The 24,098-nt window shown below is 70.9% G+C and carries 22 protein-coding genes, 1 other RNA gene and 1 pseudogene; 21 read left to right on the forward strand and 3 right to left on the reverse strand.

Annotated elements, in window-relative coordinates; translation table 11 throughout:
* Positions 1 to 275: 275 nt before the first annotated feature.
* Complete coding sequence (locus tag APR04_RS10450; RefSeq protein WP_253869842.1) at positions 276 to 1,487, reverse strand: ATP-binding protein; 1,212 nt, start codon at positions 1,485 to 1,487, stop codon at positions 276 to 278.
* 416 nt (positions 1,488 to 1,903) lie between these two features.
* On the opposite strand from APR04_RS10450, the gene APR04_RS10455 reads away from it, so the two are divergent.
* The 6 genes from APR04_RS10455 to APR04_RS10480 are packed head-to-tail and all read left to right on the forward strand — an operon-like array spanning position 1,904 to position 6,103.
* A complete protein-coding gene (locus tag APR04_RS10455) occupies positions 1,904 to 3,298 on the forward strand; it encodes a TadA family conjugal transfer-associated ATPase (protein WP_372496094.1) in 1,395 nt (464 codons plus the stop codon).
* The gene (locus APR04_RS10460; protein WP_253870493.1) at positions 3,298 to 4,155 is read left to right on the forward strand and encodes a type II secretion system F family protein; all 858 of its coding nucleotides are present in this window, start codon (positions 3,298 to 3,300) and stop codon (positions 4,153 to 4,155) included. Before APR04_RS10455 ends, APR04_RS10460 begins: the two co-directional genes overlap by 1 nt.
* Positions 4,152 to 5,069, forward strand: coding sequence for a type II secretion system F family protein (locus APR04_RS10465; RefSeq protein ID WP_253869845.1), 918 nt, complete (start codon positions 4,152 to 4,154; stop codon positions 5,067 to 5,069). The genes APR04_RS10460 and APR04_RS10465 overlap by 4 nt, the downstream gene beginning before the upstream one ends.
* A 40-nt stretch (positions 5,070 to 5,109) precedes the next feature.
* Positions 5,110 to 5,286, forward strand: a complete 177-nt coding sequence (locus tag APR04_RS10470) for a hypothetical protein (RefSeq protein ID WP_253869848.1) — start codon at positions 5,110 to 5,112, stop codon at positions 5,284 to 5,286.
* Entirely contained in the window at positions 5,283 to 5,666 is a 384-nt protein-coding gene (locus APR04_RS10475; RefSeq protein WP_253869852.1) for a TadE/TadG family type IV pilus assembly protein, read from the forward strand. The genes APR04_RS10470 and APR04_RS10475 overlap by 4 nt, the downstream gene beginning before the upstream one ends.
* Positions 5,663 to 6,103, forward strand: a complete 441-nt coding sequence (locus APR04_RS10480; protein WP_253869855.1) for a pilus assembly protein — start codon at positions 5,663 to 5,665, stop codon at positions 6,101 to 6,103. The genes APR04_RS10475 and APR04_RS10480 overlap by 4 nt, the downstream gene beginning before the upstream one ends.
* A gap of 173 nt (positions 6,104 to 6,276) precedes the next feature.
* Here APR04_RS10480 and APR04_RS10485 read toward each other — a convergent pair whose 3' ends face one another.
* Positions 6,277 to 7,602: a glycoside hydrolase family 10 protein gene (locus tag APR04_RS10485; RefSeq protein WP_253869857.1), complete on the reverse strand. Its 1,326-nt coding sequence runs from the start codon at positions 7,600 to 7,602 to the stop codon at positions 6,277 to 6,279.
* Between the two features lie 192 nt (positions 7,603 to 7,794).
* Here APR04_RS10485 and APR04_RS10490 point away from each other — a divergent pair, with 192 nt between their 5' ends.
* The 8 genes from APR04_RS10490 (at position 7,795) to ssrA (ending at position 14,452) form a co-directional block, all read left to right on the forward strand.
* Complete coding sequence (locus APR04_RS10490) at positions 7,795 to 8,289, forward strand: hypothetical protein (RefSeq protein WP_253869860.1); 495 nt, start codon at positions 7,795 to 7,797, stop codon at positions 8,287 to 8,289.
* Between the two features lie 176 nt (positions 8,290 to 8,465).
* On the forward strand, positions 8,466 to 8,882 hold the full coding sequence (locus APR04_RS10495) for an ankyrin repeat domain-containing protein (protein WP_253869863.1): 417 nt from the start codon (positions 8,466 to 8,468) through the stop codon (positions 8,880 to 8,882).
* Between the two features lie 147 nt (positions 8,883 to 9,029).
* Complete coding sequence (gene prfB, locus APR04_RS10500) at positions 9,030 to 10,139, forward strand: peptide chain release factor 2 (RefSeq protein ID WP_253869865.1); 1,110 nt, start codon at positions 9,030 to 9,032, stop codon at positions 10,137 to 10,139.
* Positions 10,140 to 10,285: 146 nt separating this feature from the next.
* Positions 10,286 to 11,062, forward strand: a complete 777-nt coding sequence (gene ftsE / locus APR04_RS10505) for a cell division ATP-binding protein FtsE (RefSeq protein ID WP_253869867.1) — start codon at positions 10,286 to 10,288, stop codon at positions 11,060 to 11,062.
* A gap of 2 nt (positions 11,063 to 11,064) precedes the next feature.
* Positions 11,065 to 11,976, forward strand: a complete 912-nt coding sequence (ftsX, locus tag APR04_RS10510; protein WP_253869870.1) for a permease-like cell division protein FtsX — start codon at positions 11,065 to 11,067, stop codon at positions 11,974 to 11,976.
* The gene (locus APR04_RS10515) at positions 11,976 to 13,391 is read left to right on the forward strand and encodes a M23 family metallopeptidase (RefSeq protein ID WP_253869873.1); all 1,416 of its coding nucleotides are present in this window, start codon (positions 11,976 to 11,978) and stop codon (positions 13,389 to 13,391) included. Before ftsX ends, APR04_RS10515 begins: the two co-directional genes overlap by 1 nt.
* A gap of 90 nt (positions 13,392 to 13,481) precedes the next feature.
* Positions 13,482 to 13,958, forward strand: coding sequence for an SsrA-binding protein SmpB (smpB, locus tag APR04_RS10520; protein WP_253869876.1), 477 nt, complete (start codon positions 13,482 to 13,484; stop codon positions 13,956 to 13,958).
* Positions 13,959 to 14,083: 125 nt separating this feature from the next.
* Positions 14,084 to 14,452: a transfer-messenger RNA gene (gene ssrA / locus APR04_RS10525) on the forward strand.
* A gap of 3 nt (positions 14,453 to 14,455) precedes the next feature.
* Here ssrA and APR04_RS10530 read toward each other — a convergent pair.
* Entirely contained in the window at positions 14,456 to 15,343 is an 888-nt protein-coding gene (locus APR04_RS10530) for a helix-turn-helix transcriptional regulator (RefSeq protein WP_253869879.1), read from the reverse strand.
* Between the two features lie 128 nt (positions 15,344 to 15,471).
* Here APR04_RS10530 and APR04_RS10535 point away from each other — a divergent pair, with 128 nt between their 5' ends.
* The 7 genes and pseudogenes from APR04_RS10535 to APR04_RS10565 all read left to right on the forward strand — a co-directional run bounded on the left by APR04_RS10535 (position 15,472) and on the right by APR04_RS10565 (position 24,094).
* On the forward strand, positions 15,472 to 16,374 hold the full coding sequence (locus APR04_RS10535; protein ID WP_253869881.1) for an MBL fold metallo-hydrolase: 903 nt from the start codon (positions 15,472 to 15,474) through the stop codon (positions 16,372 to 16,374).
* A 22-nt stretch (positions 16,375 to 16,396) separates the two neighbouring features.
* Positions 16,397 to 17,818, forward strand: coding sequence for a carboxylesterase/lipase family protein (locus APR04_RS10540; protein ID WP_253869883.1), 1,422 nt, complete (start codon positions 16,397 to 16,399; stop codon positions 17,816 to 17,818).
* 210 nt (positions 17,819 to 18,028) lie between these two features.
* Positions 18,029 to 19,515: pseudogene (locus tag APR04_RS10545) on the forward strand (HNH endonuclease).
* A gap of 40 nt (positions 19,516 to 19,555) precedes the next feature.
* Positions 19,556 to 19,891 carry an ArsR/SmtB family transcription factor gene (locus APR04_RS10550; protein WP_253869886.1) on the forward strand — a complete coding sequence of 112 codons (336 nt, stop codon included), beginning with the start codon at positions 19,556 to 19,558 and terminating at the stop codon, positions 19,889 to 19,891.
* Complete coding sequence (locus APR04_RS10555) at positions 19,888 to 20,355, forward strand: SRPBCC domain-containing protein (protein ID WP_253869890.1); 468 nt, start codon at positions 19,888 to 19,890, stop codon at positions 20,353 to 20,355. Before APR04_RS10550 ends, APR04_RS10555 begins: the two co-directional genes overlap by 4 nt.
* 109 nt (positions 20,356 to 20,464) lie before the next feature.
* The gene (locus APR04_RS10560; protein ID WP_253869893.1) at positions 20,465 to 22,345 is read left to right on the forward strand and encodes a propionyl-CoA synthetase; all 1,881 of its coding nucleotides are present in this window, start codon (positions 20,465 to 20,467) and stop codon (positions 22,343 to 22,345) included.
* A gap of 90 nt (positions 22,346 to 22,435) precedes the next feature.
* On the forward strand, positions 22,436 to 24,094 hold the full coding sequence (locus APR04_RS10565; RefSeq protein WP_253869896.1) for an alpha/beta hydrolase: 1,659 nt from the start codon (positions 22,436 to 22,438) through the stop codon (positions 24,092 to 24,094).
* Positions 24,095 to 24,098: the final 4 nt, after the last annotated feature.

Raw genomic sequence — 24,098 nt, forward strand, 5'->3', positions numbered from 1 at the left:
CGAGCGCTTCGGCCTGGAGCGCGACGTCGTCCTCGCCTGCAAGGGCGTCTACGCCCTCATGACGAGCAACGTCTATAGCACCGACGGCACCGACGGTCGCTTCGCCTGGGTGCTCCGCCATGCTTGCCCGTCCGGACGTGCAGGCCGCCGCTGCGGCTCTCGCTGCGCACGCAGCGACCCGAGTCGAAGCGGTCTGACATGCAGGTGCAGGCGAGTCGGTATCCGCGACGCCGACTCGCGGCCGGACGCGGCCAGTGGCCGCGTGGCCGGCTGGTTCAGGGGCCGAGTAGTTCCGCAGGTATGACGGCGATCCCGTCGTCACGTCGGTATGCGGCGGGTCCGGTCGTGACGAGAACGGCGTCGAGCAGGTCGTCGCCCAACTTGTCCTGGAGCCACTTCAGGTGTTTGACGTCATCCCCGCCGGGGATTGCCGTGAGCTTCACCTCGATGGCCACGATCTTGCCGTCGCCGCGTTCGACGATGAGGTCGACCTCATGTTCGCCGCGTTTTGTCCGTAGGTGGCTGACATGTGCTCCGTGCGCTTCCGCGTATACCTGGACGGACAGCGTGACCAGGCTCTCGAAGAACGCCCCGATCAGCGAGCCGTTGCGGGGGAGCGGAACGGTACCGGGATTCGCACGTTCTAGGAGCGCGTCACTGCTGACGTTCAGGAGTCGTGCCGCCAGTGCGGGATCGCACATCTGGTGCTTCGGCGAGGCGCCAAGTGCCGCCATGATGCTGTCGATGCCCGTCCACGCCGGGACCTCTTCGACAAGCCACATGCGTTCCAGGATCTCGCGGTAGGCGACCGTCGTGGTACGCGCCGGCTTGTCGGCGTCCCCGGGTGTCGCGGCCTCGAGTATCGAGGCGTACGAGGCGGTCGTCGATGTCGCCGCCGCGTATGCCCGCAGCCAGGCACGGAGTGTTCCGGGACGGCGTACGACGTGACCGAGTTCCGGGAAGTCGCGATCTACCACGGCCGCCAGGTATCCGTCGAGAGCGTCCTTGCGGAAGCGCTCCGGGAGACGGCGTATCCCCGGAAAGCCTGAGGAGATGATCTCCTGGGCATAGTCCTCGAGGCTGGCCGAGGAGTCGCCCGACACCGGCGGGCGCCCTCCTGCGAGCAGTGCACCCAGCGACACCGAGGGCTCGCCGATCGCTCGCTCTGCGAGCGACATCGGACGCATGCGCAGCTGGACGATGCGGCCAGCGCCGGAGTGCATCGGCTTCTTCGTCGGGGCCGCCGAGCCGGTCAACAGGAAGTCTCCGGCATTCGCGCCGCGGTCGACGGCTCGCCGAACCGCATCCCAGACAGGCGGATGTACTTGCCATTCGTCGACGAGGACCGGGCGCTCCGCCTTCGTCAATCGGCCCGGATCATTCTGAATCAGGCTCAGCTCGAATTCGTCGCCCAGGTCCAGGACCGACCGCGCCCGCCGTGAGACTGTCTCGGTCTTCCCTACTGCCTTGGGGCCGACGATCGCCACGGCGGGAAGCCCTCGAGAAGGTCGTCCAACCGACGGTCGAGGATCCTCGGGATGTAGTCCACGGTCCTAGGCTGCAGATTTGCAGCATCCCACGCTACCGATGTTCGTACTCCTACGAGACGGATCTTCGCGGTCCTACGCTCCCGATATGCGGGATGGGCCCCTCGTGCACTCGTTGGCACAACTGCTGCATCGACTGGCGGGCATGGCGCTGGGGCGGAGATCCCGGGACTGTCCGGCATGCTCGCGCGTGGATGCCGTCGGGCGGGGCAAAAGTTATCCACAGGCATTCCTGCCGTGGCGCGCGGATACGGATAGATCCTTCTAAGGTCGGGGTCGGTGGCGATCCGCAGGGGGAGCGCGAGTAGCAAAAGCTCAGGGGGAGAACTATGTCCGCTGCGGTGGAACGGACGGAACTGCGTCGGCCGGCTCGGCCCGACGTCGGCGGCGAGCGTGCGGCCGGCTCGGCACGAGCCGACGGGATCGCCCTGCTGGAGGGTGAGGTGCGTGAGCTCGTCCGGCGTCGTGGCGTGGACCCGATGGCCGAGCCGGGACGGTTCGCCGAGCTGGTGCGCGAAGCGGCTGCGGACTACGCGGACCGTGCTGCGCGGGGTCTTCTCTCCGGGTTGCCCGACATGGAGCGCGTGGTCCGGGAGGTTTCGGACGCGGTTGGCGGTTTTGGGTCACTGCAGCCCTATCTTGATGATCCTGAAATAGAAGAGGTCTGGCTCAATTCGCCGACCCACGTGTACGTCGCACGGCGCGGTGTGCCGGAGCTGACCAGCACGGTCCTGACCACGGAGCAGGTCCGCGACCTGGTGGAGCGGATGCTCAAGACCTCTGGCCGACGGCTCGACCTGTCCAGCCCGTTCGTCGACGCCCGGTTGCCCGGCGGGGAGCGGCTCCACGTCGTCATCCCCGACATCACGCGCGCGCACTTCGCCGTGAACATCCGCAAGCACGTGGTGCGGGCGCACTCGCTGGCCGACATGGTCCGGCTCGGGTCGCTGACCGCCCAGGCAGCGACGTTCCTCGACGCCGCGGTGCGGGCGGGACTGAACGTGCTGGTGTCGGGGCAGACCCAGGCGGGCAAGACGACGATGCTGAACGCCCTCGCAGGGTCGATCCCCGGGTCCGAGCGGGTCATCTCGGCCGAGGAGGTCTGGGAGCTGCGGCTCCCCGTGCGCGACCACGTGGCCCTGCAGACGCGTCCGGCGAGCCTCGAGGGCACCGGGGAGGTGCCGCTGCGGCGCCTGGTCAAGGAGGCGCTGCGGATGCGCCCGGACCGGATAGTGATCGGCGAGGTCCGTGAGGCAGAGGCGTTCGACCTGCTCATCGCGCTGAACAGCGGCATCCCCGGCATGTGCACGCTGCACGCCAACACGGCACGCGAGGCGGTGGCCAAGATGACGACGCTGCCGCTGCTCGCCGGGGAGAACGTGTCCGACCGGTTCGTGATCCCCACCGTCGCCTCTGCGGTGGACCTCGTGGTGCACCTCGGCCTGAGCCGGACAGCGGACGGCGTGGTGCGGCGCCAGGTGCGCGAGATCGTGGCGGTGACCGGCCGTGTCGAGGAGGGCCGCATCGAGACGGCCGGGATCTTCGACCGGGACGCCGACGGCGACCTGCGGCGCGGAGACGGGATGCCGCCCGGCGAGGACCTCTTCGAGCGGGCAGGGTTCGACGTGCGGGCGATGCTCGCGGACCCACGAGCCGTCCCGGTCGGTGTGCGTCCGGGGGTCGGCGCCGTCGTCGGCCCGTGGGCGGGCGTCGGGACCCGGACGGGCGCCGGCCCCTGGACGGCCCGCTGATGGGCGTGGTGGTGGGCCTGCTCCTGGGCATCGGCGCCTTCTGCGTCTGGTGGTCGTTCTGGACCCCGATGCCGCGGCAGGCGGGGCGGGTGACCTGGCAGATGCGCACCCGCGACCTGCTGATCCAGGCCGGTGCGCCCTCCGTCACGCCCGGGATGCTTGTCGGTGCCTGCGCCGCGCTCGGCGTGGTGACCCTGCTGCTCGGGCTCGCGCTGACACGCTCGCCCGCCATCGCGGCGTGCTTCGCCGTGCTGGTTGCCCCCGGCCCTGTCGTGCTGGTGCGAGCGCGGGCCCGGCACCGCCGTCGGGCGCTGCGGGACGTGTGGCCGGAGGTGGTGGACCACCTCGCCTCCGGTGTGCGCGCCGGGCTGTCCCTGCCGGAGGCCGTCGCGCAGCTCGGCTACCGCGGCCCGGCGGAGCTGCGTGAGCCGTTCAGCCGCTTCGCGCACGACTACCGCGCCGGCGGCCGGTTCGGGGACGCGCTCGACGCGCTCAAGGAGCGACTGGCCGACCCCGTGGCCGACCGCATCGTCGAGGCCCTGCGCCTCACCCGCGAGGTCGGCGGACAGGACCTGGGCCGGTTGCTGCGCACCCTCAGTGGATTTCTGCGGGAGGACGCCGCTACGCGTGGCGAGCTCGAGGCGCGCCAGAGCTGGACCGTCAACGGCGCCCGCGTCGCGGTGGCCGCCCCATGGGTGGTGCTCGCCCTGCTCTCCACCCGTCCGGAGACGGCGAGCGCCTACGACTCGCCCGCCGGCATCACGGTCCTGATCACGGGTGGGCTCTGTGCGCTGGTCGCCTACCGGGTGATGCTGAGGATCGGCCGGCTGCCCGCCGAGCGGAGGGTGCTGCGGTGACGGGTTGGGCGGCAGGGGCGCTCGCCGGCCTCGGCGTCGCGCTGGGCCTCCTGATCGTGCTGGCCCGGCTGCGGGCGCGCGCCGTCACTCTCGACGAGCGGCTCGCGCCGTACCTGCGCCCGCGCGACGCCACGTCGACCCTGCTGCGAGAGGTCAGCCGCACCTCTGCGGTGGTCCGCCTGCTCGGCCTGCACGACGTCGGCGCGCGCCTCGAACGGTTCGGCTCCCCCCGCGCGGAGGTGCGGCGCAGGCTGGACCGCGCCGGGTCCGCCGAGTCGGTGGACCACTTCCGGGCCCGGCAGGTCGTGTGGACGGTGACCGGTCTGGCCACGGGCCTCGGCCTCGCGATGCTGCTCTCCGCGACGCGAGGGGCCGCGGTGATCCCGCTGGCGATGCTGGTCGTCGTCGCGGGCGGCTGCGGGTACGTGGCCTGCGACCAGGCCCTCACGACGCAGGTACGGCGACGCGAGGAGCGGCTGCTGGCCGAGCTGCCGACCATCGCGGAGCTGCTCGCCCTGGCCGTGGCCGCGGGGGAGAGCCCGCCGGCGGCCCTCGAACGGGTGGCCTCGACGGCGCGCGGCGAGCTGGCCGGTGAGATCAGGCGGATGGTCGCAGAGGTCCGGGCAGGGGCACCGGTGACCGCCGCGCTCACCGCGCTCGCGGACCGGTCGGGGCTGCCGCCCCTGTCGAGGTTCGCCGAGGGTGTCGTGGTGGCGCTCGAACGGGGCACCCCGTTGGCCGAAGTACTCCGTGCGCAGGCCGAGGACGTCCGGGAGGCCGGCCGCAGGTCCCTCCTGGAGGCAGGCGGTCGCAAGGAGATCCTGATGATGGTCCCGGTGGTGTTCCTGGTGCTTCCGGTCACCGTCGTCTTCGCCGTTTTTCCCAGCCTGGCCACCTTGCGGATCGGGCTCTGACATGACTCTGCGAACGGGTCTGCCGACGAAAGGAAGCGCCATGCGCGACAACCACGAGCTCGAGAGCGCGGACCACCGCGAACGGGGCGACGTACCCGGCTGGGTCCTGGTGACCTTGATGACGGCGGGACTCGTGGTCGCGCTCTGGGCGCTGGCCGGACCCCTGCTCGAGAACGCGTTCCGGCAGGCGATCAGCAGCGTCACGGGCCAGGGGTGAGGCACGGCGGTCCGGAGCACGGCTCCGCCGCTGCCGAGTTCCTCCTGGTGTCCGTGCTGGTCCTGGCATTGCTGCTCGGTGTGGTCCAGGTGGCGCTCGCGGTGCACGTACGGTCGCTCGCCACTGACGCGGCGGCCGAGGGCGCACGCGTGGCGGCCCGTGCGGACCGGGGACCGGCTGACGGCGTCGCGCGTACCCGGGCCCTCCTGACCGACGCGCTGACCGGTGACTACGCCCGCGACGTCACCGCGGGCCGCGCCACGCTCGACGGCGCCGCGGTGACGGAGGTGACGGTGCGTGCGCCGCTGCCCGTGGTCGGGCTGCTCGGGCCCGGTGGCACGCTGACGGTCCGGGGGCACGCGCTGGAGGAGGCGCCGTGACGCCGGGGGAGCGGGAGCGCGGCTCCGCGATGGTCGAGTTTCTCGGCGCCGCCCTGATCCTGCTGATCCCTTTGGTCTACCTCGTGGTGACGCTGGGCCGGGTCCAGGCGGGCGCGTTCGCCGCCGAGGGCGCGGCCCGCGAGGCCGTCCGCGCGATGGTCACTGCCGAGTCGTCGTCGGCCGGGGCGGTCCGCGCGAAGACTGCCGTCGGGATCGCCCTGTCCGACCAGGGCTTCGCCCGTGACCGCGGCGTGCTGTCCCTGGAGTGCTCCGCCTCCCCATGCCTGACGCCGGGCGCCGCAGTGGGCTCCGTCGTGCGGGTGGAGGTGCCACTGCCCCTGCTGCCCGACGCCGTGCGCGGCTGGGTCCCGTTGTCCGTCCCGGTCGAGGCGGCTCGCACCGGGACCGTCGACCGGTACTCGGAGGAGCGGCCCTGACCTGCATGGATGACCGGTTGCACCTGCCGCCTGCCACCTGCCACCTGCCACCTGCCGCCAGTGCGACCGGGGGCGACCCGCGGGTCGGTGGCGCTGCGACGGCCCGCATCTCCTCGGGGAGACGCGGACCGTCGTCGTGCCTGGCGGGCAGCCCGACTGACCAGCTCAGCCCGTCAGGGGACCGAGCAGGTCGCCGTCGGGAGGTTGGTGCTGCCGTTCTTGTAGACCGTGATGCCGAAGTTGTTGCCCGCCCCGTTCGGCGTCGCCGTCAGGGTGCCGCTGGTGCCGGAGACCGTGGCGTTCCACGAGTTCTGCAGGCTCTGCGCGCCCTGCAGCCCGATCGAGACCCGCCACGTCGAGCTGCCGGAGACCGCGAGCGAGACGTTGAACCGGTCGCCCCACTCGTTCGCCCTGCTGACGGTTACCGTGCAGCCGTCACCGGGCTCGGGGTCCGGGTCGGGTGTGCTGCCGCCGTTGAGAGCGTTGAGCGTGGAGGTGTAGGCGGCCTTCTTGTTGCCGTTGCCGTCGAAGAGGAGCGGGGTGCCGCTGGCCCGCCACGAGTCGGTGTCGCGGACGCCCCAGACGCTGATGCCGGTGCAGCGGGAGACGGCGAGGCAGGCCTCGACGACCCTGCGGTAGTTGTCGGCCTGCGCGCTGCCGGAGCCCTCGATGTCCAGCTCGGTGATCTGGACGTCGACGCCCAGTGCCGCGAAGCTCGACAGCGTGGTCTGGTAGTTGCTCGGCACGGGGCTCTGCGAGTTGAAGTGGGACTGGAGGCCCACGCAGTCGATCGGCACGCCCCGGGCCTTGAAGTCGCGGACCAGGTTGTACACGGCCTGCGTCTTCGCGTGCGTCCAGTCGTCCGTGTTGTAGTCGTTGTAGCAGAGCTTGGCGTTCGGGTCGGCTGCCCGAGCGGCGCGGAACGCCGCCTCGATCCAGTCGTTGCCGGTGCGCTGCAGGTTCGAGTCCCGGCGGGCGCCGGACGAACCGTCCGCGAAGGCCTCGTTCACCACGTCCCAGGAGTGGATCTGACCCCGGTAGTGGGTAGCGACCTGGGTGACGTGGTTGAGCATCGCGGAGCGCAGCGCCGAGCCGCTCATGTTCTGCATCCAGCCGGGCTGCTGCGAGTGCCACGCCAGGGTGTGCCCACGGACCTGCTTGCCGTTGCTGCGTGCCCAGCTCACGATGCGGTCGCCGTTGGTGAAGTTGAACTGGTTCTGGTTCGGCTCGGTCGCGTCGAGCTTCATCTCGTTCTCCGCGGTGATCATGTTGAACTCGCGGTTCGCGATGGTCGTGTAGGCCGACTCGGAGAGCTTGTTCGCCGCGATCGCGGTGCCGAAGTACCGGCCCGACTCCGCGGCGGCGGCCTGCAGCGTGCTCCCGGCGGCCTGCGCCGAGGTGGCCGCCACGCCTGCGGCGAGCACCACCGCGGTGACGGTGGCGAGCGAGATGGCTCGCAACCTGCGCCGGGGACGCGGTGGGGTGAGCGTTCGGGTCATCGTTGATCCCTTCGTGTGGGACGTGCCGTCCTTGGCCCGTCGAACATGGAAAAGGATTTCTATTCGGCTGCTCGCCTGTCAAGAGCTTCTACTAAACGTTTTCAAAGGTGAAACGTTTAGGTTGTGGGAGCCGCTGGCCGGGCCGCCCGGACCGGCCGTGCGGGAACTCATGGCTCGCCACATAATGAGCGCATGAAGCGCCCTCGCAGGCCAACCGTCTCCAACGCACCAGCGAGCGGTGTCATCGCGGCCAGGGACTTGGAGAGCGGCCGCATCATGCTGCTCACCTCGGCCTTCGTCGCGTTCGCCCTGATGCTCGTCGCGGTGGTCGCCTCGACGACCGCGGTCCACCTCGACCGCAAGGCGCTCTACGACGTCGCGGACCTCGCAGCGGCCGACGCCGCGAGCGCGATGTCTCCCGAGGCCTTCTACGCCGGTGCCGGGGTGCCTGCCGACGGCGCCCCGCTCACCCTGTCCGACGCCGACGTGCGCGCCGCCGTCGAGCAGTACCTCGCCGAGCACCCACCGGGGATCTCCGTGGCGGTGGCCGAGGCCTCGTCGCCGGACGGGCGGTCGGCCCGGGTGGCGCTGGAAGGAGTGTCCCGGCCGCCGCTGCTGCGCTGGTTCACCGATGCGTTCGGCGGCGGGATCGGGCTGTCGGCGTCGTCCACGGCGCGCGCGTGGTGAGCTCGGGCGGGTGCTCGTCGGCATGGGCTCGGCGGAGCAGTTCACTGATGGCTGCTCGACTGCAGTCGGCGAACCGGGCGGCGACCAAGTCTGCAGTCGACCCCCCGCTTCAGCTGGTCGGCGGAGGGCAGACCTGAAACCTCACGCGCCGCCCGGACGACCGCTAGATTGAGGCCATGAACGAGCAGGGCGACGAGCACGGCGCGAACGAGCAGGGCGACGAGCAGGGCGGCACGCGGCTCGAACCGCACCAGGTCTTCGACCTCGCCCGGCGGGGCGCTGACGTGCTGCTGGACCTCGTCGACGCGGGCCTGCCGGTGGACCTGGCCGACGAGTCCGACAACACACTCGTGATGCTCGCCGCCTACCACGGGCACGCGGAGCTCACGGCAGGCCTCGCAGAGCGGGGCGCCGACGTGAACCGGCTGAACGGCAAGAACCAGGCACCGCTCGCCGGGGCGGTCTTCAAGAACGAGACCGACGTGATCCGGGTGCTCGTCGAGCACGGCGCGGACGTCGACGCAGGCACCCCGAGCGCCCGCGCGACGGCGCAGATGTTCGGCCGTGAGCTGCCCGAGCCAGGAGCTCGCTGAGCCGTCGCCAGCCAGTGCCCAGGCAGTGCCGAGCCGGTGCCGGGCCAGTGTCGAGCCGTCGTCGAGCTATCACCGAGCCATAGCCGTGTCTTCGCCGCCGCGTTTTCCGGCGCCGGACATCACGATGCCCGGGTAACCTTGAACACCGTGGCATCCAACGACTTTCCCGCAGAGATCAAGGCGCTCCGCGCCACCCTCGAGTCCATCGAGGCCGTGAGCGACCCCACCGCGCTGCAGGCGAAGATCGCCGAGCTGTCGGAGCAGGCGTCGGCGCCGAACCTGTGGGACGACCCTGAGGAAGGGCAGCGGGTGTCTTCCGCGCTGTCGGCGGCGCAGGCCGAGCTCAGCCGGGTGGAGAAGCTGGCCGCTCGCATCGACGACACGGAGACGCTCGTCGAGCTCGGCATCGAGATGGACGACGCGGACTCGATCGCCGAGGCTGAGGAAGAGGTCGTCAAGATCCGCAAGGATCTCGCGGCCCTCGAGGTGCGCACGCTGCTGAACGGTGAGTACGACTCCCGCGAGGCCGTCGTCACGATCCGCTCGGGCGCCGGCGGCGTCGATGCCGCCGACTTCGCGGAGATGCTGATGCGCATGTACCTGCGCTGGGCCGAGCGCCACGGCTATCCCACCAAGGTGGGCGACACCTCGTACGCGGAAGAGGCGGGCCTCAAGTCCGCGACCTTCGAGGTCAACGTGCCGTACGCCTTCGGGAACCTGTCCGTCGAGGCGGGCACCCACCGCCTGGTACGGATCTCGCCGTTCGACAACCAGGGCCGCAGGCAGACGTCGTTCGCGGCGGTCGAGGTGATCCCGCTCATCGAGCAGACCGACCACATCGAGATCCCGGACTCCGAGCTGAAGATCGACGTGTACCGCTCGTCGGGCCCGGGTGGGCAGTCCGTGAACACCACCGACTCCGCGGTGCGCATGACGCACATCCCCACCGGCGTCGTCGTCGCCATGCAGAACGAGAAGTCGCAGATCCAGAACCGCGCTGCCGCCTACCGGGTGCTCCAGTCGCGCCTGCTGCTCCTGCGCAAGGCGGAGGAGGCGGCCACGCGGAAGGAGATGGCCGGCGACATCAAGGCCAGCTGGGGCGACCAGATGCGCTCCTACGTGCTGCAGCCGTACCAGATGGTCAAGGACCTGCGTACGGAGCACGAGTCGGGCAACCCGCAGGCGGTGTTCGACGGCGCGATCGACGACTTCATCGAGGCCGGCATCCGCTGGCGCCGGGGTACCTCGCCGAGCTGACCGCCCCGCCGGGCCGCATGCTCCGGGTGAAATGCCAACTGCGGCCGGATTTGCCTGAAATGCTGCCGCGCCTAGGGGCAACCGGGTGAGTGTCGTCGGCGTGTCTCCCCGACACGCCACCACTTCACCCCCCTAGTGTCGGGCTCGTGATCAGGTTCGAGAACGTGTCGAAGGTCTACACGCGCGGCGCACGACCTGCCCTCGACCAGGTCTCCGTGGACGTCGAGCGTGGCGAGTTCGTGTTCCTCGTGGGGGCCTCGGGCTCAGGCAAGTCGACGTTTCTGTCGCTGGTGCTGCGCGAGCAGCGGCCCACGCGCGGCCGCGTCTACGTGGCGGGCAGGGACGTGGCGAACCTCTCCGCCTGGCGCGTGCCGACGCTGCGCCGCCAGCTTGGGGTGGTGTTCCAGGACTTCCGGCTGCTGCAGAACAAGACGGTCCACGAGAACGTGGCGTTCGCCCTGCAGGTGATCGGCAAGCCCCGCCACGTCATCCGGGACACCGTGCCAGAGGTGCTGGACATGGTGGGCCTCGCGGGCAAGGGCAAGCGCATGCCGACGGAGCTGTCGGGCGGTGAGCAGCAGCGCGCCGCGATCGCCCGCGCCATCGTCAACCGGCCGCAGATCCTCCTGGCCGACGAGCCCACCGGAAACCTCGACCCCACCACCTCGCTGGGGATCATGCGCCTGCTGGACCGCATCAACCGCACCGGAACCACGGTGGTCATGGCCACGCACGACGACGAGATAGTCAACGAGATGCGGCGTCGGGTGGTCGAGCTGTCCGACGGCGTCGTCGTCCGGGACGAGGCGCGCGGCGGCTACGGCGAGCGCGAGGCGATCCTGCCCGACGTCGGCGCGTCGCCGGTGCTCGATGCCCCGGGCAGCGGCACTCGCGCCCCCGTCCAGACGGTGCGGGGAGGCTGACCGTGCGCTTCCAGTTCGTGCTGGGCGAGGTCCTCTCGGGCCTGCGCCGGAACACCACGATGGTCGTGGCCGTGGTGCTCGTGACCTTCGTGTCGCTGACGTTCGTCGGTGCCGCCGCGCTCCTCCAGGCCCAGATCGGCAAGCTCAAGGACGACTGGTACGACCTCGTCGAGGTCTCCGTGTTCCTCTGCCCGCAGGGTTCGGTGTCACCGACGTGCGCCACCGGCGAGGCCACCCAGCCCCAGATCGACGCCGTGCGGCAGATCATCGACACCGAGCTGTCCAGCGAGGTCAGCAAGGTGTACTTCGAGTCGAAGGCCCAGGCGTTCGACGCCTTCAGCGAGCGGTACCCCGACGGCTACCAGGGCACCCAGCTGACGGAGAAGGACATGCAGGCGTCCCTGCGCCTCAAGCTGTCCGACGCCGAGCAGTTCGCCGTCGTCAGCGACGTGCTCTCCGGGCGCGACGGCGTGGAGATCGTCGAGGACCAGCGTGCCGTCTTCGAACCGCTGTTCCGCACGCTCAACGTGGCGACCCTGCTCGCGGCCGGGCTGGCCGGCGTCATGCTCCTGGCCGCGGTGCTGCTGATCACCACCACCATCCGGCTCAGTGCCGTCTCGCGGCGCAAGGAGACCGAGATCATGCGCCTGGTAGGCGCGTCCAACCTGTTCATCCAGCTGCCCTTCCTGCTGGAGGGTGCGCTGGCCGCCGTGCTGGGCTCGCTGCTGGCCGGAGGTGGGCTGTGGCTCGCCGTGCGGTTCATGGTCAGCGACTGGCTCGAACGGTCGGTCGACTGGGTGGCCTACGTGTCGGAGGTCGACGTGCTCCGCGTCGCGCCACTGCTCGTGATCATGGCCGTCGCCCTGGCCGCGCTCGCGTCCTTCTTCACCCTGAACCGGTACACGAGGATCTGATGCTCGCTCCCCGAAACCTTCCCTCGAGAGTCCGTGGCCGCGGGCCGGTCGCCGCCCTGCTCGCGATCGTCCTCCTGCTGGGCGGCGCGCCCGCCGTCCACGCGGACGACCTCGACGACCGCCGCGCCGCCGCCGAGCGGGAGCAGCAGGCCAAGGAGGACGAACGTGAGGGCCTCGAGGCCGAGCTGGAGCACACGGACTCCCAGCTGGCCGCCGCGGTGCTCAAGCTGAACGAGGTCGAGGGGCGCCTGCCCGTTGCCGAGGCGGAGCTGGCCGCCGCGGAGGCCGAGCTGGAGCGCGCGGAGCGGGAGGCGGCGATCCTCGCGCAGCGCCTGGCCGACGCCGAGCTCGAGGAGGCGAAGGTCACCCAGCAGCTCAAGGACGGCTCCGGCAAGGTCGAGGACGCCCGTGCCGACATCGCGCAGATGGCTCGCGAGGAGTTCCGTGGCTCGGGCGACAACTCCACGATCGGGCTCGTGACCGGCGCGCAGAGCACCGAGGAGTTCATCGACGGGTACTCGGTGTCGTCGTCGGCCGCGCGGATCCGGGCGCGGACGCTCGCCGAGCTGCAGGACGCCGAGGCGACCGCCCGCAATCTGGAGGCGAGGCTGTCCGCCATCCGGGAGATCGTCACGGAGCTCAAGCGCCTGGCTGACGAGAACGTGCGGGCCAAGGAACGGGCCAAGCAGGCGGCGGTGGAGCGCAAGGCCGAGATCGAGCGGCTCATCGCGGAGCAGGAGCGGCTCAAGGCCCGCATCGAGCAGCGCAAGCACGTCGCGGTGCGGAACATGCGGGACAACGAGCAGGAGCTCAGCTCGATCGAGGCCGACCTCAAGGGGATCATCCGCGAGCAAGAGGACCGGGACCAGCGGCTGGCCCAGGATCGGGCAGAGCGCGAGGCACGGGAGAACGCGCCGGGCGGCGGGTCCGCAGGGGGCGGCTCGTCGGGCGGCGGATCGTCCGGCGGCGGCAGCGCCGGTGGTGGCGGTGCGGGTGGCGGCAGCGCGGGGACCCTGCCGTTCCTCGGCTACCCGACGGCGAGCCCCGTCGTCACCTCCTCGTACGGCATGCGGTTCCACCCGGTGCTGCAGTACTCCCGCCTGCACGCGGGCACCGACTTCCGGGCGTACTGCGGCACGCCGATCCTGGCTCCCGCCGACGGCACCGTGCTGTACGCGCGCTATCTCGACGGCCTGGGCAACCAGGTGCTGATCAACCACGGCTACTCGTCCGGCGGCAGCAGCGTCATGACGAGCGCGAACCACCTCACCTCGTTCGCCGTCTCGTCGGGCCAGCAGGTCTCGCGCGGGCAGGTGATCGGCTACTCCGGGACCACCGGAACGTCCACGGCCTGCCACCTGCACTTCGAGGTGTACATCGACGGTTCGGCCGTTGACCCGATGACCTGGCTGTAAAAGCCTGGTCCACCCAGGCCGGGTGCGTAAACTGGGACGTCGCGCTGCCCGCACGGGGCACGGCGCACCAGCAGATCCCGGAGGGAGACCATGGCCAAGAAGGACGATCCGCGCAAGATCGTGGCGAACAACAAGAAGGCCCGTCATGACTACGTGATCGAGGACGTCTTCGAGGCCGGGCTCGTTCTCTCGGGTACCGAGGTCAAAGCCTTGCGGATGGGGCGGGCGTCGCTCACCGACGGCTACGCCAACATCGACCGTGGCGAGGCGTGGCTCGAGAACGTGCACATCCCCGCGTACTTCCAGGGCACGTGGAACAACCACGCCCCGCGACGCCGGCGCAAGCTCCTGCTGCACCGGGATGAGATCGATCGGCTGGCGTCGAAGTCACGGGAGAAGGGGCACACCCTCATCCCGCTGTCGCTGTACTTCCTGGACGGTCGGGCCAAGGTCGAGATCGCCCTGGCGCGCGGCAAGAAGGAGTACGACAAGCGGCACACCCTCCGCGAGCAGCAGGACATGCGCGAGGCGCAGCGTGCGATGCGGCAGAAGGAGATGCTCCGCTGACCGGGTCCGGCTCGTCGCCGTCGGCTGACTGTTATGGAAATAACGTTCCCGTCTGCGGCGTTGTGACCTAGACTGGAGATGTTCCGCACGAGCCTGGCTCGGGCGGGGCGGTTGACAACAACATAGGGGCTGATCGGTTTCGACGGTGGTCGTGCTTCGAGGAGAAGCGGGCCGAGGATGCAGGCTTATCTCGTAAACGATGTCTGCAAACACATAGTTGCCGATAACTCGCGCAACGAGTTCGCCCTCGCCGCCTGAGCGAGCCCGAACTCCGTCGGTCTGGGAGCTGCTTCCGTCCCAGTAGCCGGCGTCATCTAGGAAGCCACTGCTCGTAGTCCTCGTCATCGGGGCTGCGGGAACATTTAGATGACTGGGCCTGTCCGCGAACGTGTCTGCGCGAGTGCGGGGGCCGAGAAAATCCATAGCAGACTGCGCCCGGAGAAGTACTCGAAAAGCGTCACCGGACCCGGGTTCGATTCCCGGCAGCTCCACCAGCCCTATGTAGAAGGCCTCGCCGTGACCGGCGGGGCCTTCGTTGTGCTCGTGAAGGCCCCACCCAGCAGCTTGATGGCGTCCGCAGAGCTCGAGCCTGCCTTCGTGGTGACCACGGTGACGGACTGCTCCGGGGCGCGCGCGAGCTGGAGAATCTGCTGTGTGACCGTGAGCGCGCCGACCACAGGATGGCGGAGCTCGTGCTCGTCGGCCTCGCACGGCTTGACCCGGTGGTCCCGCCACAGCGCGACGAACTCCGGGCTCTTCATGGACAGCTCGCCGACGAGGGCGGCGAGCAGGGCGTCCTCCGGGTGGCGCCCCGCGACGAGGCGCAGGTTGCCGACGACGGCGCGCGCCTTGCGGTTCCAGTCCACGTAGAGCTCGCGGGTGTGCCGGTCGAGGAACAGCATCCGGGCCAGGTTCGGCCGGTCAGCGGGACGCTCGGGCGTGGTGCGGTCGACGTGCCCGGCCAGCAGAGCGTGCCCCGGCCTGTTCCAGGCCAGCACGTCGGTCCTCCGGCCGAGCACCATGGCGGGCGCGTCGCCGAGCGCGCGCAGCAGATCGAGCGTCATGTGGTCGACCCGCTCGGAGGGCGGCTTCCGCAGCGGCCGGGGCCGCTGGGTCGCGAGCTCGCGCAGGTGGCCACGCTCGGCGTCGTCGAGCTGCAGGGCTCCGGCGAGGGCGTCGAGGACGGCGTCGGACGCGTTGACCGACTGCCCCTGCTCCAGACGCGTGTAGTACGACACGCTGACTCCCGCGAGCTGTGCAAGCTCCTCGCGCCGCAGCCCGGTGACACGCCGTCGGTCGGTGTATCGGGGCAGGTCGACGTCCTCTGGGCGTAGGCGGCCGCGGCGGGCACGGAGAAAACCGCCCAGCGTTCCGGAAGCGCTCATGGACCCAGTATGTGCCGCCGCGCCGCCCTCGTGCCTGACCCTGGCAGGGGTATGCAGGACCGGGGCTGGTGGGCACGGCCTCGGCCACCGCAGGGTGGCCGGGAGCCAATCGAGCACCGGGAGCAGACATGCACGAGATCGTGCTGGGTGACGTCACGGTCACCCGGGTCATGGAGTACTTCGGTCCGGTGGGGATGACCCCGGACGCCTTCTTTCCCGAGAGTCCCGACGGGGCGTGGCAGCGGAACGAGTCGTGGCTGACGCCGGACTTCGTCGACCCGGAGACCCACGTCTGCCAGTCGGCGATCCAGACCTGGCTGCTGCGCAGCGAGGGCAGGACGATCCTGGTCGACACCGGCGTGGGCAACCACAAGGAGCGGCCGTACTCACCGGTGTGGAGCCGGCTGAACACGGACTTTCTCGGCAATCTCGCCCGGGCCGGGGTGCGGCCCGAGGACGTCGACCTGGTGATCAACACCCACCTGCACGTGGACCACGTGGGCTGGAACACCTACCTCGACGACAGGGACTGGGTGCCGACGTTCCCCAACGCCACCTACCTGATGCCCCGGCGCGACTTCGACTTCTGGAACCCTGCGGGCGGCCATGAGCCCAACCTTGGCCGAGGTAACCAGAACGTCTTCGAGGACAGCGTCGCTCCGGTGCACGCGGCCGGCCAGGCGCTGCTGTGGGACGACAGCCACCAGATCGACGCGAACCTGCGTCTCGACCTCGCGCCCGGGCACACGCCCGGTTCGTCGGTGGTCACCCTGGAGTCGGGCACGGACCGGGCGCTCCTTGTCGGCGACCTGCTGCACACGCCGCTGCAGATCGTCGAGCCCGACACCAACAGCTGCTTCTGCGAGCAGCCCGCGCAGGCGAGGGCGACCCGACGGCGCCTGCTCGGCTGGGCGGCCGACAACAACGCGCTCGTGCTGCCCGCGCACCTCGGCGGCCACGGCGGCGTCCAGGTGGAGCGGGACGGCGGCCGGTTCGCCATCACGTCCTGGGCACCGTTCGACCGCGTCTGAGCTGGAACGACAGGAGAAGAACATGTCAGATCTGATCGTCACCACGACCGAGGGCCACGTTCGCGGCCGCGCCGACGCCGGAGCGCACGTCTACCTCGGCATCCCGTACGCGGCGGGTCCGGTGGGTGCTGCCCGGTTCGCCGAGCCGGCCGACCACGCCCCCTGGACCGACGTGCTGGACGGGACACAGCCCGGCCCGACGGCGCCCCAGCTGCGCCGCGACGGATTCGGCGCCCTGGACATGGCGCCGTTCTTCGGGCCGGGGTGGATCAAGGGTGAGGACTACCTGACGGCCGACGTGTGGGCCCCGGCCGAGGCCCGGAACAGACCCGTCATGGTGTTCGTGCACGGCGGCGGGTTCACCGCCGGTTCCAGCAGGACGCCGCTGTACGACGGCCGAGCCTTCGCCCGCGACGGGGTGGTGCTCGTGACGCTCAACTACCGGCTGGGCATAGCCGGCTTCCTGGACATCCCGGGCGCACCCGCCAACCGGGGGCTGCTCGACGTCGTGGCCGCGCTGCGCTGGGTCCGGCGGAACATCGAGGCCTTCGGCGGCGACCCGGACGACGTCACGTTGTTCGGCCAGTCCGCCGGCGCGACGATCGTCAGCGGGATCCTGGCGACGCCGAGCGCCGACGGCCTCTTCCGGCGCGCCATCGTGCAGAGCGGCAACGCGATGGGCGCGTTCAGCACGGAGCAGGCGGCACGGGTCACGGCGGCCGCGGCAGCCGACCTGGGCGTCGAACCGGACGTCGCCGGGATCGGTCAGGTGCCGGACGACCGGCTCGTCGAGGCGGCGGGGCGACTCGGCGGGGTCGATCTGCGAACGGACACGCGGTTCGACCCGCTGGTCGGTCTCAGCCCGTTCAGCCTGGTGCTCGACACCCAGCCGGCCGAGGCCGTCGCGGCGGGCGCGGGCGCCGACGTGACCCTCCTCGTCGGCACCGCTGCTGACGAGGGCAACCTCTATCTGGTACCGCAAGGCAAGCTGGTCACGTCGACAGAGGACGACCTGCACGACCTCGCGGCCCGGATACACCCTGACCCAGCCGCGGTGGTGGCGCTCTTCCGCGAACGACGACCGCTGGCCGGGGCCGGGGAGCTTCGCTCAGCGATCCTGGGGGAGGCGCTCTTCGGCGCGGGAAGCCGCGCCCTCGCGGACGCGCACGCGGCACAGCGCCGGGCGCCGACCTACACCTACGAGTTCGCCTGGCGGTCCGACGCCGTGGGCGGTCTGCTCGGCGCTGCCCACACCATGGAGCTGCCGTACGTGTTCGACACCCTGAGCCTGCCGGCCCTGCACGGTGCGGGCAGCCTGCTCGGGACCGGAGAGGCGCCGGCGGCGCTCGCGGCAGAGGTGCACGGGGCGTGGGTCAGCTTTGCGACGACCGGGGACCCGGGCTGGGCGCGCACGGAGAGGCACCGGTTCACGGGACCGAGGTGAGAACGCCGTTCTGCTCTTGGCAGAGGACTGAGATCTCGACGAGCGAATCGAACGGGTGTGCCATATGTTGATGGCATGACGTTCATCGCTGACGCGGCATTGGAAGGCACCGACGAGTCCCTCTCGTCGGTGCCTTCCGGTGCCGGTCCCGCGGACGGTGCGGCCACGCGCGTCGCCGAGGTCCACGCGGTGCGTGAGCTCATCGCGTCCATGATTCTGCCGGGTGCCGGTGACACGCCCGGGTCGGTCTCGCAGTTGACCCGGGCCGTGTGGGTGGATCTGCTCGGTGAGCTGGGGGCGGTGAAGAACGCGGTGACGGCCACGCAGGCGCGGTTGGCTGTCGCTCTGGAGGAGGCGACCCGGTCCGAGGAGGCCGCGCAGGGCGTCCGGGCGGAGCGGCGGGGTCGTGGTGTGCCCAACCAGGTGGGTGCGGCGATGCGGTGCAGCCCGCACGCGGGGGCCTCGTTCCTGAGTACGGCCCGGGCGTGGATCACTCAGATGCCGCACACCTTCGACGCCCTGCGCGCGGGTGTCCTCTCGCAGTGGCGCGCGACGCTCATGGTGCGGGAGACGTCGCACCTCACGCCGGAGCACCGTGCGCGGATCGATGACGAGATCTGCGGGCCCGCGGGTCTGGCGGACCTGGCCCGGATGGGCACCAGGCGACTGATCGCCCGGATCAAGAAGCTGGCAGCAGAGCTGGACGTGCACGCGTGTGTGAAGCGGAACGCGAAGGCCGTGACGGAGCGGCGGGTCTCGGTACGCCCGGCACCCGACCTGATGGTCTACCTGACCGCGCTCGTGCCGATGCAGCAGGGCGTGCAGGCCTACGCGCAGCTCAAGGCGCACGCCGACGCCGCCAGGGCCACCGGTGACGAGCGCGGTGCCGGGCAGATCATGGTCGACACCCTGATCGAACGCGTCACCGGCCGCGAACAGGGGCACGCGGATGATGTGCCGGTGATGATCAATCTGCTGGTCTCCGACCAGGCCCTCTTCGCTGGTGGTGATGAGCCTGCCGTGGTGCCGGAGGGTATGCCTGCGGGCGCAGGCACCGTCCCGGGCCCGGTGGCACGCAACCTCGTCGCGCACGGGATCGATGCCGGTGCGGCGTGGTTGCGTGCGATCTACGTCGACCCGCGTGGGCGGTTGCTGGCGACGACGTCGGCGTCCCGGTTCTACCCCAGGGCCTGGCTGCGTTGTTGCGGGCGAGGGGGCAGGGCGTCTGTGGCACGTCGTGGTGTGACGCGTCGGTGCGGCACCTCGACCACGTCCTTCCGCACGCCGAGGGCGGTCAGACCAGCCTGGACAACGGGCAGGGGTTGTGTGTCCGGTGCAACCACGCGAAGCAAGCACCGGGGTGGAGGCAGAGGGTCATCGAGGTCGACGGCCGGCACGCGGTGGAGACGGTCACGCCGACAGGGCACACCCATGTCTCCGTGGCGCCCGCACCACCGGAACCGGTGCGAGAACCGGAACCGGTCGATCGCGAGGTCCGGGACGGCACCGGGCAACCGCCCCTGGCGTGGACCCGTGCCGTCGGCGTGACCGGCCCCGCGCCCGGGCGCGTCCCCCGCAGCCGGTACAGCAGCGCTTGTCAGGTCGGGTACCCGAGGGGCGCGATCGCCTACCGGCCCCCGGCGACTCGCCGCCGCCAGAGGCGGTCCGGAGCCGATCTTTCCTGGACCAACACTTAGCCCTTGCGCTAAGTGTTGGTCCCGGTCAATACTTAGCCACATGGCTCAGCATTCGACAGTGCTCGACGGCGTCTTCACCGCTCTCGCCGACCCGACGAGGCGCGCGGTCGTCCGGCGCCTCGGCGGGGGTCCGGCGAGCGTGGGCGATCTCGCCCGCGAGGCACCCATGACGCTGCCGTCGTTCATGAAGCACGTCCGGGTGCTCGAGTCGAACGGCCTGATCCGCACCGCCAAGACCGGCCGGGTGCGCACCTGCGAGCTCAACCAGGAGCGGTTCGCGCTCGTGGAGGACTGGCTCGCCGAGCAGCGCAGCCTCTGGGCCGGTCGCACCGACCGCATGGAGCGGTTCGTCACCCAGTCCAAGGAGAACCAATGAACCCCGATCTCGACCTCCGCATCGAGCGAGTCATCCGCGCACCGCGCAAGGACGTCTGGGCAGCGTGGATCGACCCCGCGAGCCTCGCCCAGTGGTGGATCCCCGCCCCCACCCGGTGCCGCGTCGACCGGCTCGACGTCCGGCCCGGCGGTGCCTTCGTCACCCAGATGAGCGACGACGGTACGGAGTTCGTGCCGCACCTCGACGCCTGCTTCCTGGTCGTAGAGGCCCACGAGCGCATCGTGTTCACCAACGCGATCGACGGCGAGTGGCGCCCCACCAGCCCCGCCCCGGTCCCGATGACGGCAGAGATCCAGCTGCGGGACCACCCGGAGGGCACCGACTACCGGATCACCGTCCGCCACGGCGACCCGGCAGCCCGGGCGCGGCACGCGGAGCTGGGCTTCGCCGACGGCTGGGGGACGGTCGTCGGCCAGCTGGCGCGGCTGGTCGAGAGCGACTGACCCATCCGGCCCGGTCCAGGCCTGCCGCTCGACGCCGGGACCGGGCCGGGGCAGACTGACGACGTCGCGCACACCGGTGTGCGTGGCGCCGGACGGGAGGGCACACCACATGGCCGACTACGCGGACGTCTACCGGCGCAGCCTCGCCGACCCCGAGGGGTTCTGGGGTGAGCAGGCGGCCCTGGTCTCGTGGTTCCGCAAGCCGACCCGCGCGCTCGACGGCGACAGCCCACCGTTCTACCGCTGGTTTCCCGACGGCCGGCTCAACACCTGCTACAACGCACTGGACCGGCACGTCATCGCAGGCCGTGGGGACCAGGCCGCGCTGATCTACGACAGCCCGGTGACGGGGTCCACCGCGACGATCACGTACGCGTCGCTGCTGCAGGACGTCGCCGCGTTCGCCGGCGGCCTGCGCGACCTCGGCGTCGGGCCGGGCGACCGCGTGGTGCTCTACCTGCCGATGGTGCCTGAGGCGGTCGTCGCGATGCTGGCCTGCGCGCGGCTGGGCGCCGTGCACTCGGTGGTGTTCGGCGGGTTCGCCGCGAACGAGGTGGCCCTCCGGATCGACGACGCCCAGCCGAAGGTGGTCGTGTCGGCGTCGTGCGGTGTGGAGCCCACGCGGATCGTTGAGTACAAGCCGCTGCTCGACAAGGCGCTCGAGCTGGCCGACCACGAGCCGGCGTCGTGCGTGGTGCTGCAGCGGCCGCAGGCCGTCGCCACGCTGGTCGAGGGGCGAGACCTGGACTGGGACAGCGTCATGCGCGCCGGGCGGACCAACCCCGCGCCGTGCGCCGAGGTCGCGGCGACCGACCCGCTCTACATCCTGTACACGTCGGGCACCACGGGGAAGCCCAAGGGCATCCTGCGCGACAACGGCGGCCACGCCGTCGCCATGGCGTGGTCGATGCGCAACGTGTACGACGTCGGACCCGGTCAGGTCTGGTGGACGGCGTCCGACGTCGGCTGGGTGGTCGGCCACTCGTACATCGTCTACGGGCCGCTGATCGCGGGCGCCACCTCCGTGCTGTACGAGGGCAAACCGGTCGGCACGCCGGACGCCGGTGCGTTCTGGCGGGTGGTCGCCGACCACGGCGTCGAGGCCCTGTTCACCGCACCGACCGCGATCCGCGCGATCAAGAAGGAGGACCCGGAGGGGATCCTCCTGGCCGAGCACGACACGTCGTCCCTGCGACACCTGTTCCTCGCGGGGGAGCGGCTCGACCCCGGCACGTACGAGTGGGCGGGACGAGTCCTCAGGGTCCCCGTCATCGACCACTGGTGGCAGACCGAGACCGGATGGGCCGTCGTCGCCAACCTGCGTGGGCTGGACCCGATGCCGACCCGGCCCGGTTCGCCGTCGGTCCCGGTGCCGGGCTTCGACGTACAGGTGCTGCTCCCGGACGGCACGGTCGCCGGGCCGGGGCAGGAGGGCAGCCTCGCGATCCGGCTGCCGCTCCCGCCCGGCACCCTGCAGACGCTGTGGCGCGACGACGAGCGGTACGTGTCCTCGTACCTTGCCGCCTACGACGGGTACTACCTCTCCGGCGACGGCGGCTACATCGACGACGACGGGTACGTCTACGTCATGGGCCGCACCGACGACGTCATCAACGTCGCCGGGCACCGCCTGTCCACCGGCGCGATCGAAGGTGTGCTCGCGGCGCACCCGGCCGTGGCGGAGTGCGCGGTGATCGGGGCCGCCGACCCGATCAAGGGGCAGGTGCCGCGCGGGCTCGTGGTGCTCAAGGCCGGCGCCGACCCCAACGGTGTCGCGGCGGAGCTCGTCGCGGCGGTGCGCGACCAGATCGGTCCGGTCGCGGCGTTCAAGGACGTCCAGGTGGTCGCAGGGCTGCCGAAGACCCGCTCGGGCAAGATCCTGCGGCGCACCATGCGCCAGCTGGCCGACGGCGAGCACCCGCAGGTGCCGTCCACGATCGAGGACCCGGCAGTGCTGGAGGCGCTGGAGCCCGTGCTGCGGCGGGAGTGACATCTGTCATGCACCGACCGTGTGTTTCTCAGCCAGGCTGATGACTTGGTGACACTTACCTGCGCGCATGCGCCGTCGGAGGGTGGGTGCATGAAGCCAACCCACTTCAGGTCCCCACATCCGATCCCTGCCGACGCGCCGCAGCACGGTGGTGCGTCCGACGGCGCGCAGCATCAGGGCCGATCACGACGAGCGCGGCGCCGGGGCGTGGCCCTGCTGACCGTGCTGGGCCTGGCAGGCACGCTCGCGGTGCCCGCAGCGGCCGACGTCCGTCCGGACGGCGCTGAGCCCGGCGGCGAGCCTGCCGCGCAGGTGGAGTGGGGCGCGTGCCCCGCGGACGTCGCGGCAGGGGCAGTGCCCTACGTCCTGACCTGTGCCAGCGTGCCTGTGCCGTTGGACTACTCCGATCCGGACGGAGAGCAGATCACGATCGAGATCTCCCGGATGGCCAGCGACAACCCGGCCGAGCGGCGCGGCGTGCTCCTGCTCAACCCGGGTGGCCCCGGCGGCTCCGGTCTCACGCAGTCGACGCTCTTGGCCTCCCAGGGCCTGCCGGACACCGTGCTGGATGCCTACGACCTGATCGGCATGGACACCCGCGGGGTGGGCCACTCGACCCGGGTGGACTGCGAGTTCACCGTCGGCGGCGACTACTTCGGCAACGTCCCGCCGTACGCGGTCGACGACGCGGCGGTCGTCGAGCGGGCGAAGGTCGTCGAGGCCGCGGCCGAGCAGTGTGCGGCGAACGACGAGAACGGTCTGCTCCGTCACGTGTCGACGGCGAACATGGCCCGTGACCTGGACAGCATCCGGGCCGCGCTGGGCGAGGAGAAGGCCAGCTTCCTGGGGTACTCCTACGGTTCGTCGCTGGGTGCCGCGTATGCGTCGATGTTCCCCGGGACGGCCGACCGGGTGGTGCTCGACAGCATCGTCGGCGACACGCACCTCGACCGGGAGGGCCTGCGCAGGTTCGCCCAGGGGATGGAGCAGACGTTCCCGGACTTCGCGCGGTGGGCAGCCAAGCGTGACACCGCCTACGGCCTGGGCCGGACTCCGGCGCAGGTGCGCGCCGACTACTTCGAGACCGCCGAGCAGCTGGACCGTAGTCCCGTCCAGGGTGTCGACGGCACCCTGTTCCGCCAGGTCGTCTTCGTGGGGCTCTACAGCGAGCGGAGCTACGGCAGGACGGCGCAGGCGTGGCAGTCGCTGCGGGCCGGTGACGGAGCAGCCGCCCGGAGCCTGCTGGAGACGGACCTCTTCGAGGGTGTCCCGTCCAGCGGCACCGTGCCGAGCAGTGGCGCGTCCAGCGGCGAGGTGTCGCCGATCTCCAACGCTCTGTCGGTGTTCCTTGCCACGACCTGCAACGACGTCGAATGGCCCGAGGACGTCAACACCTACCGCAAGGCCGTGGCAGAGGACCGCAAGAAGTTCCCGCTGTTCGGCGCGGCGTCGGCCAACATCGTGCCCTGTGCCTACTGGCCCGAGCCGATCGAGCCGCCGGTGCAGGTCGCCGAGGCGGGCCGGAGCAACGTGCTGATCCTCCAGAACCGGCGGGACCCCGTCACCCCGCTGGCCGGTGGCAAGCAGCTGCACGAGAAGTTCGGTGACCGGTCGCGGCTGGTGACCGTCGACGGCAGCGGTCACGGTGTCTACGTGCTCGGGGGCAACGCGTGTGCGCTGAACGTCGCGACGACCTATCTGGTCGACGGTGAGATGCCGCGGCGCGACGTGTCCTGCCGGGCGGCCTGACCGA

Origin of the sequence: Promicromonospora umidemergens (assembly GCF_024171995.1) — a bacterium.
In the GTDB taxonomy this organism is placed as follows: domain Bacteria; phylum Actinomycetota; class Actinomycetes; order Actinomycetales; family Cellulomonadaceae; genus Promicromonospora; species Promicromonospora umidemergens.